This window comes from Bauldia sp., from assembly GCF_020442045.1.
In the GTDB taxonomy this organism is placed as follows: Bacteria; Pseudomonadota; Alphaproteobacteria; order Rhizobiales; family Kaistiaceae; genus Bauldia.
The window spans coordinates 1-12,651 of record NZ_JAGRLA010000163.1; the positions used below are offsets into that span (position 1 = coordinate 1).

The following is a 12,651-nucleotide window of genomic DNA, read 5'->3' on the forward strand; positions in this document are numbered from 1 at the left end:
AAGCCGGGGTCGGGATAGAGGATGTCGGCGCCGGGCTCGCCGAACATCAGGATGGCCGAGAACATCGTCACCTTGCCGCCGGGCACGATCATCACCCGGTCGGGCGAGACCTCGACGCCGGTGCGGCGCAGCGTGTCCGCGGCGACCGCCTCGCGGAGCGGCCGGATGCCGTTCGCCGGGGTGTAGCCGTGGTGGCCGTCATGCAGCGCTTTGACCGCCGCCTCGACGATATGGTCGGGGGTGCGGAAGTCGGGCTGGCCGATGCCGAGATTGATGACGTCGCGGCCCTGGCTCGCGAGGTCGGTGGCGCGGGCGAGGACCGCGAAGGCATTCTCCTCCCCGATCCGGTCGAAGCCAGCGATGGTGTGCAGCATGGACGAAGCCTCCCGGCCGGTTATCGTTGCTTTCGGCGCCTGTCTTGGCGCATAAGTCATGCGAAATCAAACGGGTTCGGCGTGGCGACCGTCGGAGGCCGCTTGCCGGCCGGGAGGGTTGCCATGGCGACAATCGCCGACAAGCGTCGCGTCTTTCGCGATCTTCACCGGGAGGGCTGTTTTGCCCTCCCCAACCCGTACGACGTCGGGTCGGCGCGCTACCTGCAGTCGCTGGGATTCAAGGCGCTGGCGACCACCAGCGCCGGTGCCTCGTGGGGGATGGGCCGGCCGGACGACGGCGTCAGCCGGGACGTGATGCTCGACCATATCCGGGGAATCGTCGAAGCCACCGACCTGCCGGTCAATGCGGATTTCACCAACGGCTACGCCGACGATCCCGAGGACGTCGCCGAGAATGTGCGCCTGTGCATGGCGACCGGCGTCGCCGGCCTGTCGATCGAGGACATGTCCGGCGCGAAGGGGAACCAGCTCTACGATATCGACCTGGCCGTGGAGCGCGTCGCTGCGGCGCGCGCCGCGATCGATGCCGCCGGAGCGGACGCGATCCTCGTGGCGCGATCGGAAGCCGTCCGTGTCGGCCACCCGGACTCGCTCGCCGAGGCGATCCGGCGGCTGGAGCGTTTCGCGGATGCGGGAGCCGATTGCCTCTACGCTCCCTTCGTCCACGCCCGCGACGACGTCGCGGTGCTGGTCAAGGCGGTGGCGCCCAAGGCGGTCAACGTGCTGATCGGCGGGCCGGTCGGCCTGACGATGGCCGATCTCGCGGACCTCGGCGTGCGGCGGGTCAGCGTCGGCGGGGCCCTGGCGCGCGCCGCGTGGGGCGGCGTGATGCGGGCGGCGCGCGAACTCGCGGAGAGCGGGAGGTTCGATGCGCTCGGCGAAGCGGTGAGCTACGCCGAGATCGACGGCTTCTTCATCGCCGACGCCGCGGGGCGGGCGAAATCATGAGCTGGACGCCCCGCCCGCTGCCGCCGCGCACTGTCATGGAGGGCCGCTACGCCCGGCTGGAGCCGTTCGACCCGGCCATTCACGCGGCGGGGCTCCACGCCGCCCATGCCGAGGATACCGAGGGCGACCTGTGGCGGTTCCGCGACGTCGGGCCGTTCGCCGACGAGGCCGCCTTCCGCGATTTCGCCGGGCGGACGATGACCGGCGACGATCCCCTGTTCTTCGCCATCCTCGACAAGGCGACCGGCGAGGTTCTGGGCTCGGCGGCGCTGATGCGCATCGTGCCCGCCCACGGGGTGATCGAGGTCGGCACCATCGGCTATTCGCCGCGGCTGAAGCGGACCCGGATCGCGACCGACGCCATGTACCTGATGGCGCGGCACGTCTTCGAGGACCTCGGCTACCGCCGCTATGAGTGGAAATGCGATCGCACCAACGAGCCGTCGCAACGCGCCGCGCTCAGGCTGGGCTTTACCTTCGAGGGCATCTTCCGGCAGCATATGATGATCGCCGGCAAGAACCGCGATACGGCGTGGTTCGCCATGCTCGACACGGAATGGCCAGAAAAGAAGGCTGCTCTCCAACGGTGGCTCGATCCGGAGAACTTCGACGCGGAGGGACGGCAGAAGCGCAGCCTGGAGGCGATCCGGGACGGGCTCGGCTGAGCGGGGCCCTGCGTCCTTCGAGGCTCCGCTTCGCGGAGCGCCTCGGGATGGCGGCGCGAGTTGGTTTCGGCTGGTTCTGGAGCGCTACGCTGCCATACACGCAAACCGCTCATTCCGGCGCAGGCGGGGATCCAGCTCCGCAACGCGTCTCGGACCCCAAATCCGGGTCCCCGCGTGCGCGGGGACGAGCGGAGGGGGGTGCGCGCGCGCCAAGCGCCGGCATGCAGCGATGGCGGTTCGCAACGTTGGCGATCATGGTGTTTGCCGGCCTGTCCTTGCCGCCGGCGTCCGCGCCGGCGATGGCCGAGCCCTACCGGCTGGCGCCCTACAAGGACGATCTCTTCGCCTACCCGAAGATCCTCGACGAGCAGTATGACGGCGCCTATCTCGAGGTCGAATACGACCGGCCGCGCGACCTCGACGCGCGCGATGCGGTGCGCGGCGAGAAGGTCAAGCCGGACTATGTGTCGCTGGATCCGAATGCGGTCACCGCCGACCGGACCGTCAAGCTTGGCCGCAAGTCGATCAGCTATTACGCGGTCGGCAAGGTCGACGGCGGCGCCAAGGCGATCGTCGTCTTCGTCCACGGGCTAGGAACAGGCCGGGATACCGGCGTCGACGACTGGATCCACGGCGGCAATTTCAATCGCATCAAGAACCTGATGATGCGCAACGACGGCGTCTACCTGTCGCCGAGCTTCTCGAACTACCGCAGCGGCGGCGCCGAGGAGATGCGCGACCTGATCCTCTTTGCCTCCGTCATGTCGCCGGACGCGCCGGTCTTTCTCGCCTGCGGCTCGATGGGAGCGAAGCTCTGCTGGCGCCTGTTCCGCGACGATGCGGTGCGGCCGCTGCTCGGCGGGGTGATGCTGCTTGATCCGGTGATGGATCGCGACGACATCCGCTTCGCCGCCGCGCTTCCTCCGGCCGATCGGGTGCCGATCCTGATCACCGGCAGCCGCGAGGATACGCGGGTCGGCTGGAAGGCGCAGCGCGACCTGTTCGTGGCGATGAAGACGGGCGTTCCCGACTACCCGATCCGCTACGTGCTGTTCAGCGCCGGGACCCATGGATTGTCGTGGCGGATGGTCGACTGGCGGACGACCCTCAACTGGATGCTCGAAACCGGGGGCAGGTGAGACGGTTCGCCCCTTGACCGGCAACCTGTCGCAGATCATGGTCCGCGCGATTTTCCGACCCAAGACAAGAACAGGGGGATTTGATGGATCGTCTCAAGGGAAAGCGGGCCTTCCTGACCGCGGCCGGCGCCGGCATCGGCCGGGCGACGGCGCTCGCCTTCGTCGCCGAAGGCGCGGACGTCGTCGCGACCGATCTCAATACCGACCTGATGGCCGATCTCGGGGGCCTGGGCGTTGCCAGGACCGCGAAGCTCGATGTCCGCGACACCGACGCGATCAACGCCATGGCCGCCGACGTCGGCCCGATCGACATCCTGTTCAACTGCGCCGGCTTCGTGCACCACGGGACGGTTCTTTCGACGACCGACGAGGACTGGGACTTCTCCTTCGACATCAACGTCAAGGCGATGCACCGCACCGTCCGCGCCTTCCTGCCGGGCATGCTGGACAGGGGCGGCGGCGCGATCGTCAATATCTCGTCGGGCGCCTCTTCGGTGCGCGGCATCCCCAACCGCTATGTCTACGGCGCTTCCAAGGCGGCGGTGATCGGCCTGACCAAGTCGGTGGCGGCCGATTTTATCCGCCAGGGCATCCGGGCCAATGCGATCTGCCCCGGCACGATCCAGTCGCCGTCGCTCGATGGCCGGATCGAGACCCTGGCCAAGGAGACCGGCAAGCCGGTCGAGGAAATCCGCCAGGCCTTCATCGACCGCCAGCCGATGGGACGCCTCGGCACGGCGGAAGAGATGGCGGCGCTCGCGGTCTATCTCGCCAGCGACGAGTCGAGCTACACCACCGGCCAGATCTTCCTCGCCGACGGCGGCTTCGCGCTCTAGGCGCAGAACCCGGGAAGCCGGCGCCGCCGGTCTCCCGTCACGGGAACAGGGCGTCGTCGAGCGATTCCGGATCGTAGCTTCGCGGATCGTTGCGGCGGAGCGAGGTGACGACCGGAATGACGAACAGGGCGCCGGCGAGCGTCAGGAACAATGCCTCGCTCTCGCCGGTGACCACCGCCAGGCCGAGCGGCAGCAGGACGAAGAAGGCCCCGGCGATCACCGCCATGACGATGCCGAAGCGCTGCCGCGCCTCGCTGTTGCCGGCGACGAAGCGAATCCGGCCGCGGTCCTCCCCCGAAAGCCTTGCGTGGAGATCGCGAACGAAGGCGTCGTAGGGCTCGATGCGGTCCTCGTCAGGCGAGCCCCAGCCGTTGAGGCTGGTGACGACAAGCTCGATGCCGTTCCGGAACCGGATCGAGCAGACACCGAATTCGCCGGAACGGGGAACATGCGCGGTCCTCAGGTGGATGCGGGAAATCTCCGCCAGGGAGGGGTTTCGGCGGATTCCGTCGACCATCCATTCGAGCCCGGTCGGGTTGAGCGTCACGCCTTCGTCGCGCATCCGCCAGACGAAGCGGTAGGACGACCCCTCCCGGATGAAGAGGGCGTAGTGAGCCGGCGGCGTCGCCGTGGGTGCGGATGGCGCGCCGGGCGTCGAGGATCGCATTTGGCCTTGCGGATTCACCTGGCCGAAACCTGATGTGGATATGGTCCGGCGAAGCTACATCCGTACCGGACCCGCCGCCATGACCCCGATCACAACCGCACTCAGCGTTCGCGGCCTGACCAAGTGCTACGATCGGCCGGCGGTCGACGAGCTCGACCTGACGATCCGGGGCAGGGAATTCTACTCCCTGCTCGGGCCGAACGGCGCCGGCAAGACGACGACGCTGAGAATGGTCGCGGGGCTGCTCAAGCCGGATGCCGGGGCGATCTCGATCTTCGGCGTCGACGCGCTCGCCGATCCGGTCTCGGCCAAGCGGATGACCGCCTGGGTCTCCGACGAGCCGATGATCTACGACAAGCTGACGCCGATCGAATACCTCGAATTCGTCGCCGGGCTGTGGGGCATCGAGGCGAAGACGGCCGAGGCGCGGGCGGACGACCTCTGCTCCTGGCTCGGACTTGCCCCCCATGCGCGGGAGCGCTGCGAAGGCTTCTCCAAGGGCATGAAGCAGAAGGTGGCGCTCGCCGGGGCGCTGGTCCATGAGCCGCGGCTGATCATCCTCGACGAGCCGCTGACCGGCCTCGACGCGCGTTCGGCGCGGCTGGTCAAGGACGTGCTCGCCGAGCGGGTGCGGAACGGCGCGACGGTGATCATGACGACCCATATCCTCGAGGTCGCCGAGCGGATGGCCGAGCGGATCGGCGTCATCGCCAATGGCCGGCTGATCGCCGAGGGGACGCTCGCCGAGCTCCGCCAGATGGCGGGCCGCGGCGAGTCGAGCCTCGAGGACATCTTCCTCGACATCACCGAGGCGGCGAGCGCGGCGGCATGAGCCAGCCCGGCACCCTCGCCTGGTTCGCGCGGCACGAGATCCGCCTCGCCTGGCGCGACTTCATCTCGATGATCACCGCCGGCCGGCGGCGGCGGACGATCGGGATCGTCATCGGCTTCGTCATCTTCGCCGCGCTGATGCACGCGCTTGCCAACTACGTGGTCGGCGGCTTCGCCGATGTCGGCATCGATCCCGAACGCGACGTGCTGGTCTATGTCACGGCGATCGGCATCCTGTCGTCGTCGCTGATGATCTCGCAGGCCCTGGAGGCGGTGACCCGCGCCTTCTACGCCCGCGCCGACCTCGACCTGATCCTGACCTCGCCGGTGGTCGCGCCCAAGGTCTTCGCGATCAGGATCGCGGCGATCGCCTTCACCACCTTCGCGATGGCGGTGCTGCTCGCCGGTCCGTTCATCAACATCCTGATCATCAAGGGCGGGACGCGGTGGCTGACCGCCTATGGCATGGTCGCCGTCGCGGCTTGCGTGTCGACGGCGCTGGCGGTGGCGATCACCATCCTGCTCTTCCACCTCATCGGGCCGCGCCGCGCCCGCTTCGTGGCGCAGGTGGTCGCGGCCATTGTCGGCGCGATCTTCGTCATCGGGCTGCAGGCGGCGGCCATCCTGTCGAACGGCACGATCTCGCGCTTCGCTGTCCTGCAGTCCGAGAAGCTGGCGGAAATCCTGCCGCCGGTCGACAGCGCCTGGTGGCTGCCGGCCCGTGCGATGACCGGCGACCTCGATGCGCTGATCCCGGTGCTCGGCGTCGCCCTGCTGGCGCTCGCCGGCGCCATCGCGCTGTTCGCGACGCGTTTCGCCGATTATGCGATCGCCACGGCCGGGGTGACGGAATTGCGCCTGACCGGCCCGGCGCGCGAGCGGCGGTTCCGTGCCCTGTCGGCGATGCAGGTGCTGAGGCGCAAGGAGTGGACCCTGCTGCTGCGTGATCCGTGGCTGATCTCGCAGACGCTGATGCAGCTACTTTACCTGCTGCCCCCGGCACTCCTGCTGTGGCGGAAATTCGGCGAGGAAGGCGACGTCATCACGGTGATCGTGCCGATCATTGTCGTGGCGACGGGGCAACTCGCCGGCGGCCTCGCCTGGCTGGCGGTATCTGGCGAGGATGCGCCGGACCTGATCGCCACGGCGCCGGTGCCGGGCCGGATGATCATCCGCGCCAAGGTCGAGGCGGTGCTCGGCGCCATCGCCATCGTATCGGCGCCGCTGATCGTCCTGCTCGCCCTGTCGGCGCCATGGGCGGCGCTGGTCACGGCGGCGGCAATCGCGATCGCGGCGATCGCGTCGACCATGATCCAGCTGATGTTCAGGGGACAGGCCAAGCGCAGCCATTTCCGCCGCCGGCAGACGTCCTCGCGGGTCGCGACCTTCGCCGAGGCGCTCTCGTCGATGACCTGGGCGGCGACGGCGGGACTGGCGGCGGCCGGGACATGGCTCGCGATCGGCAGCGCGATGGCGGCGCTGATGGTGCTCGCGGTCGCCTGGATGATCCACCCGCGGCCGCCGCGGCCCGTCGCAGCGCCCGGGTAGCGCCCAGCCCTACCGTTCGAGAAGCTTTCCCGGATTCATCAGGCCGTAAGGGTCGGCCATCGCCTTGAAGCTTGCCTGCGGCGCGTCGGTCCGCTTCCAGCCGGCATTGTCGAGGATGTAGGTATGCGGATTCGACACCGCGCCACCCATCGCCTCGACCTCGGCGACGACCTCGGCCAGCCGCTCCGGCGAGCTGTAGCGCAACAACGGCAGGCCCGAGACGAAGACCCGGCCGAAGCGCCGCTGAATCTCGAGGTGGAGGAGCAGTTCGTCGCCGAAGCGATCCTCCATCGCCTCGACCAGCGAAAGCTCCGCCCCTTCGGGAAAGCGGATCTGGAGATAGGTGATGTCCGGCTCGACCTTCAGCGCATGCAGCGTGGTGTGGTTCCAGGTGTATTCGTAGAGCGGCGGCATGGCGCCCTTGCCATCGAAGGTGGCGATTTCGGCCTCGTCGGCACCGCGCTCATAGACGATGGCGCCCCCGTGCGCAGCCGCACACTCCGCGAGAGCCGGCCCCTGCGCCTCCGACACCATGACGATCGCCATGGCGTGGCCGGCCGGCACGTGCGGCGCGACGCGCTTGAGCAGTGGCGGTATGCGTCCGTCGAAGATGGCGATCTCCTTCTTGGCGATGCCCTCCGACGCGCCCAAGCCCGAGCCGAAGCGCGCGGCATCTGCGAGTGTCGGAAAGGCCGCGATTCGCTCCGCCCAGGGCTGCCAGGGCGCGAGCGGCAGCTCGACCTCGGTGATGATGCCGTTGACGCCATAGGCATGGAGGACCTTGAGGACCTCGCTGCCTCGAAGCTCGAGAACGCGCGGCGTCTCCTCGACGGTGACGACCTGCACCGCGTGGACCGCGCCGGGATCGGAAATCTGGCCCCAGGTGCAGGAGCCGCAGCCGGCCGCGCCGCCGGCGATGAAGCCGCCGATCGTCGCCTGCTTGCGGGTCGAGGGATGGAAGCGCAGCTCCCAGCGGCCGCTTGCCTCCGGCCGGTCGCGAAGCGCGCGATCGATGTCGAGAAGGCGGGCGCCGGCTTCGAAGCGTCCGGCGCCGGGCTTCGTCCACACCACGCGGTCGAGGCCGGTGAGATCGACGAGCAGACCGCCTTCGAGCGGCACCGCCTGGCCGTAATTGCCGGTGCCGCCGCCGCGAAGCGTGACGGGAATGCGCAGGCGGGCCGCCTCGGCGGCGACGCGGATCACCTCCTCGCAGCTGCGCGGCATGGCGACCATCGTCGCCTGCCTGCCGTCGAGCTGCGGCTTGAGGATCGGCGAGAACCAGAAGAAGTCGCGGCTCTTGAGACGGAGTGTCGCCGGATCGTCGGCGAGCGGAACACCGTCGAGCGCGGCCCTCAGCCGGTCGGCCACCTCTCCGGTCAGGGCTTCCAAAGGCGGGCCGTGTCGAAGGCATGGACGTCGCGGCAGAGCGCGACGAAGGCATCGGCCTGATGGTCGACCACGGCCTTGCCCTTGCCGGCCGTCGCGGCGGCGGCGTTGCCGACCGTGCCGTGAGCGCCAAGGTCCTGCGCCTTCCAGCCGAATTGTACCGGCCCGTGGGCGCGGAGATATTTGAATTCCTTGATGAAATCGAGTTGCGCCGAGCGGAAGTCGATGGCGTTTTCCATGCGCACCAGATCCGGCCGGAGATGGAGCATGATCGAGGTCTCGATGTCGCCGCCGTGGATGCCGTAGAGCGCCTCTTCGGCGCCGAGCACGCCTTCGGGATGGCCGAAGCGCGACCAGGCGGTCCCGACCACCAGCATGTCGTGGCGGACGCGGAGCTCGCGGGCGACGATATCGATCATCGGCACGTTGCCGCCATGGGAGTTGATGACGATCAGCTTCCTGACGCCGGCGCGATGGACGCTGTCACCGAGATCAAGCCAGAATTTCGTCGCCGTCTCCCAGGTGGTGGTCAGCGTGCCCGGCGAGGATATGTGCTCGTTCGACTTGCCGACCGCCTGGACCGGCAGGAAGGTCACCGGCAGGTCGTCGGGCAGGAGCTCGATCGAGCGGGCGATCATGCCCTCGGCGATGGCGGTATCGGTGGCGACGGGCAGGTGCGGCCCGTGCTGCTCGATCGCCGCGACGGGCAGCACCGCGATCCAGCTTGCGGTATCGCCGTCGACGAAGTCGCGGGTGGTCATATCCTGCCAGTAGCGGGTGGGAAGCATGGGACAAAATGCCGATCAGTTCCGGATTCCAGGGATCATACAGACTTGGCCGGCGATGTCAGTCGCCATCGCCCGTGTCAGGCGGTCGCGGCCCGACCGTCGGCGTCGCAGCCGGCGATACGGCCACCGCGACGCGCGGCGACCGGCCGGCGAGCTAGACCGTTTCGAGAAAGCGCCTTGCCGCCTCGCCATGCTCGGCGCGGAGCCGTTCGATATCGACTCCGGCCGGGCGGCTGTCCTCGACCTGCCAGTGTCCGGCGACCATGACGCGATCGGCGGTGTGGGCGCCGCAGAGCACCAGCGCGGCGAGGGGGTCGCCGGCGCCGGAAAAGCGTAATTCGTCGAGGGTGTAGAAGGCGAGGTCGGCCTGGCGGCCCGCCTCGATGGCGCCGATATCGGCGCGGCCGAGGCAACGGGCCGAGCCCTCGCTGGCCCAGCGGAAGGCGTCGAAATGGCTGACCGAGGCGGCGTCGTAGGTCAGCCGGTTGATCATCAGTGCGTGGCGGAGGCTCTCCATCAGGTTCGAGTTGTCGTTCGAGGCCGAGCCGTCGACGCCCAGCCCGACCGGGCTGCCGGCCGCCTCGAGCTCCTTGGTCCGGCACTGGCCCGAGGCGAGGGTCATATTCGATGTCGGGCAATGGCAGACGCCGACATGGTGACGGCCAAGGCGCTTCACCTCGTCGTCATTGAAATGGATGCCGTGGGCGAGCCAGACCCGTTCGCTCATCCAGCCGCATTCCTCGAGATAGTCGACCGGACGGCAGCTGAAATGCTCGAGGCAGTATTCGTTCTCGTCGTTGGTCTCGGCGAGATGGGTATGGAGGCGGCAGTCGAAGCGCTCGGCGAGGCCGACCGAATCGACCATCAGCCGCTTGCTGACGGTGAAGGGGGCGCAGGGGGCGAGGGCGACCTGCAGCATCGCGCCTTGGTCCGGGTCATGATACTTCGACAGCACCCGCTCGCAGTCGGCGAGGATGGTGTCCTCGTCCTGGACGATGGTGTCGGGCGGCAGGCCGCCATCCTTTTCGGACAGGTTCATCGAGCCGCGGGTCAGCGTCATGCGGATGCCGAGCCGCCCGGCCTCCTCGGCCTGGATGTCCATCGCCGATTCGAGCCCGGCCGGGTAGAGGTAGTGGTGGTCGGAGACGCAGGTGCAGCCCGACATCAGCAATTCGGTCAGCGCCAGCCGTGTGGCGAGGCGGAAACCGTCCGGCGTGACGTTCCGCGCCCAGATCGGATAGAGCGCCTTCAGCCAGGGGAAGAGCTCCTTGTTGATCGCTTCCGGATGGGCGCGGGTCAGCGTCTGGAAGAAGTGGTGATGGGTGTTGATCAGGCCCGGAATGACGACATGACGGGAGGCGTCGAAGGTCTCGTCGACCGGCTTGCCGGGGCTCGCGCCCCTGCCGACGAGCTCGACGATCCGGCCGTTCTCGACCACCACGCCGCGCTCGGCGCCCGTCGCGAGGATGGCTATCGGGTCCTTGATCCACAGGCGCATGGGCATTCTCCGTTCATTGCGACAGACTTTCTCCGTTGACGCCGACGCCGACGGCGACCCGAACGAGCCATTCATCGCAGCGGGTATGGACGCGCGTCATCACCCGGCGCGAGCCAGGTTACCGCGCGCGCGGCCGGCAGCCGACCGGCTGTCGTCAGCCATCGGCGGCTCCCGCGGCGACGACCTCGATCTCGACGACGAATTCGGCGCGGGTGAAGCCACCGACGATCATCAGCGTCGAGGCGGGCGGCGGATCGGCGGTGTAGCGGTCGCGGACCGCCATATAGCCCTGCATGTGCTCGCGGGCCGTCACATAGGCGTTGATGCGAATGATATCGGCCATCGACAGGCCGGCTTCCGCGAGAATCGCCTTGATATTCTCGAAACAGCGCTCGGCCTGGCCTTCGACCGTGGCGGGAATCGTCTCGTCGGGATCGATGCCGAGTTGTCCCGAGCAGAAGACGAGCCGGCTGCCGGACGGGACCTCGACCGCATGGCTGTAACGGGCGAAAGGCGCGCGGATGGTCGTCGGCAGGATCGGCTTCAGCATGTCCGGACTCCAGTGCCGATACGCTACGTGTGTCCCGGCGATGGTGACAAGCGGGACGAGGACGACAATTTCGCCACCGCCGCCGCTTTCTTGTGCAGCGACCTTGCCCTAGATTGTCTGTCTTGGAAACGAATGCGGGTGAAAAACACCGGTCTCAAGCATTTTGTCGGGCGCGGCAATGGCACGTGATTTGCGAGACCAGGCCTGTTCCGCCCGCGTTCGACCGGTGCCGCCGGCGGCCCGCACGCGAGTCGGTGGATTTCAGGAATTAGGCGTGGGCCGAGTCCTCGCGCCAGCAAAACGGGAAGCGGAGAACGACGGACATGACCATCCTGAAGACGACGGCCTTTTGCCTTCTGGCCGGGGCGGCGACGGTTCTTGCCGGCCAGGTCACGGCACAGGAACTTGACGAGGTATCCTTCGGCACCAATTGGCTCGCCGAGGGCGAGCATGGCGGCTTCTACCAGGCGGTGGCGGACGGCACCTACGAGAAATACGGCCTGAAGGTCACCATCGTTCAGGGTGGCCCGAGCGCCGCCAACCAGGCGCTGCTGATGGCCGACAAGATCGACTTCTACATGCAGGGCAACCTGATCGGCTCCTTCTCGGCGGTCGAGCAGGACATCCCGGTGGTCGAGGTGGCGGCGATCTTCCAGAAGGATCCGCAGGTGCTGATCGCCCATCCCGATACGGGGGTGAAGACCTTCGCCGACCTTGCCAAGCTGCCGACCATCTTCATGGCCAAGGACCTGTTCTCGACCGGCTTCCAGTGGATGAAGAAGGCCTATCCGGGCTTCAAGGACGAGCAGATCAAGCCCTATACCTACAATCCGGCGCCGTTCCTCGCCGACAAGATGTCGGCGCAGCAGGGCTACATCACGTCCGAGCCCTATTCGGTCGAGACGCAGGGCGGCTTCAAGCCCGAGCTCTTCCTGCTCGCCGATGCCGGCTTCGACACGCCCTCGACGATGATCGAGGCCAAGGTCGACTATGTCGAGGCCAATCCCGACATCGTCCAGCGCTTCGTCGATGCCTCGATCATCGGCTGGTACACCTATCTCTACGGCGACAACACCGCCGCCAACGACCTGATCAAGAAAGACAATCCCGAGATGACCGACGGGCAGCTCGCTTTCACGCTCGAGAAGATGAAGACCTTCGGTCTGGTCGATTCCGGCGCGGCGCAGGAAGGCGGCATCGGCTGCCTGTCGCTCGACCAGGTCAAGAGCTTCTTCGACAAAATGGTGGATGCCGGCGTGGTCAAGGCCGATATCGACTATTCCAAGGTCGTGACCGACAAGTATGTGTGCAAGAAGGTCGGCATGGACATGAAGAAGTAGTCGCGGGCGCCGCCGCTCGCCCGCCTCCCGCGCCGACCGGCGCACCCAACCAGCGAACGT

The 12,651-nt window shown here is 67.8% G+C and carries 13 protein-coding genes; 7 read left to right on the top strand and 6 right to left on the bottom strand.

What is annotated here, in order from left to right; translation table 11 throughout:
- Nucleotides 1-374: aminotransferase class I/II-fold pyridoxal phosphate-dependent enzyme (locus KDJ86_RS17945; RefSeq protein WP_291749003.1), on the bottom strand; the 374-nt coding region annotated here is incomplete at its 3' end.
- A 123-nt stretch (nt 375-497) separates the two neighbouring features.
- Between KDJ86_RS17945 and KDJ86_RS17950 the strand changes: the two genes are divergently transcribed.
- The 4 genes from KDJ86_RS17950 to KDJ86_RS17965 all read left to right on the top strand — a co-directional run bounded on the left by KDJ86_RS17950 (nt 498) and on the right by KDJ86_RS17965 (nt 3,983).
- The gene (locus KDJ86_RS17950) at nt 498-1,343 is read left to right on the top strand and encodes an isocitrate lyase/PEP mutase family protein (protein ID WP_291749005.1); all 846 of its coding nucleotides are present in this window, start codon (nt 498-500) and stop codon (nt 1,341-1,343) included.
- Nucleotides 1,340-2,008, top strand: coding sequence for a GNAT family N-acetyltransferase (locus KDJ86_RS17955; protein WP_291749006.1), 669 nt, complete (start codon nt 1,340-1,342; stop codon nt 2,006-2,008). The genes KDJ86_RS17950 and KDJ86_RS17955 overlap by 4 nt, the downstream gene beginning before the upstream one ends.
- Nucleotides 2,009-2,253: 245 nt before the next feature.
- Complete coding sequence (locus KDJ86_RS17960; protein WP_291749008.1) at nt 2,254-3,147, top strand: alpha/beta fold hydrolase; 894 nt, start codon at nt 2,254-2,256, stop codon at nt 3,145-3,147.
- Between the two features lie 80 nt (nt 3,148-3,227).
- Entirely contained in the window at nt 3,228-3,983 is a 756-nt protein-coding gene (locus KDJ86_RS17965; RefSeq protein WP_291749011.1) for an SDR family oxidoreductase, read from the top strand.
- A 37-nt stretch (nt 3,984-4,020) separates the two neighbouring features.
- Here the strand turns inward: KDJ86_RS17965 and KDJ86_RS17970 are convergent, their stop codons facing one another.
- Nucleotides 4,021-4,650 (bottom strand): hypothetical protein, encoded by a 630-nt coding sequence (locus KDJ86_RS17970; protein WP_291749014.1) that lies wholly within the window; start codon nt 4,648-4,650, stop codon nt 4,021-4,023.
- 79 nt (nt 4,651-4,729) lie between these two features.
- On the opposite strand from KDJ86_RS17970, the gene KDJ86_RS17975 reads away from it, so the two are divergent.
- Together KDJ86_RS17975 and KDJ86_RS17980 are read left to right on the top strand one after the other, a co-directional pair.
- A complete protein-coding gene (locus KDJ86_RS17975) occupies nt 4,730-5,482 on the top strand; it encodes an ABC transporter ATP-binding protein (RefSeq protein WP_291749016.1) in 753 nt (250 codons plus the stop codon).
- Nucleotides 5,479-7,029 (top strand): permease, encoded by a 1,551-nt coding sequence (locus KDJ86_RS17980; protein ID WP_291749018.1) that lies wholly within the window; start codon nt 5,479-5,481, stop codon nt 7,027-7,029. Before KDJ86_RS17975 ends, KDJ86_RS17980 begins: the two co-directional genes overlap by 4 nt.
- Nucleotides 7,030-7,038: 9 nt before the next feature.
- Here KDJ86_RS17980 and KDJ86_RS17985 read toward each other — a convergent pair whose 3' ends face one another.
- The 4 genes from KDJ86_RS17985 to KDJ86_RS18000 all read right to left on the bottom strand — a co-directional run bounded on the left by KDJ86_RS17985 (nt 7,039) and on the right by KDJ86_RS18000 (nt 11,251).
- On the bottom strand, nt 7,039-8,418 hold the full coding sequence (locus KDJ86_RS17985) for an FAD-binding oxidoreductase (RefSeq protein ID WP_291749020.1): 1,380 nt from the start codon (nt 8,416-8,418) through the stop codon (nt 7,039-7,041).
- Nucleotides 8,406-9,203, bottom strand: a complete 798-nt coding sequence (locus KDJ86_RS17990) for a creatininase family protein (RefSeq protein ID WP_291749021.1) — start codon at nt 9,201-9,203, stop codon at nt 8,406-8,408. Before KDJ86_RS17990 ends, KDJ86_RS17985 begins: the two co-directional genes overlap by 13 nt.
- A 154-nt stretch (nt 9,204-9,357) precedes the next feature.
- On the bottom strand, nt 9,358-10,707 hold the full coding sequence (locus KDJ86_RS17995; protein WP_291749022.1) for an 8-oxoguanine deaminase: 1,350 nt from the start codon (nt 10,705-10,707) through the stop codon (nt 9,358-9,360).
- A gap of 148 nt (nt 10,708-10,855) precedes the next feature.
- Complete coding sequence (locus KDJ86_RS18000; protein WP_291749023.1) at nt 10,856-11,251, bottom strand: RidA family protein; 396 nt, start codon at nt 11,249-11,251, stop codon at nt 10,856-10,858.
- A 323-nt stretch (nt 11,252-11,574) separates the two neighbouring features.
- Here KDJ86_RS18000 and KDJ86_RS18005 point away from each other — a divergent pair, with 323 nt between their 5' ends.
- Nucleotides 11,575-12,591 carry an ABC transporter substrate-binding protein gene (locus KDJ86_RS18005; protein WP_291749025.1) on the top strand — a complete coding sequence of 339 codons (1,017 nt, stop codon included), beginning with the start codon at nt 11,575-11,577 and terminating at the stop codon, nt 12,589-12,591.
- Nucleotides 12,592-12,651 lie beyond the last annotated feature (60 nt).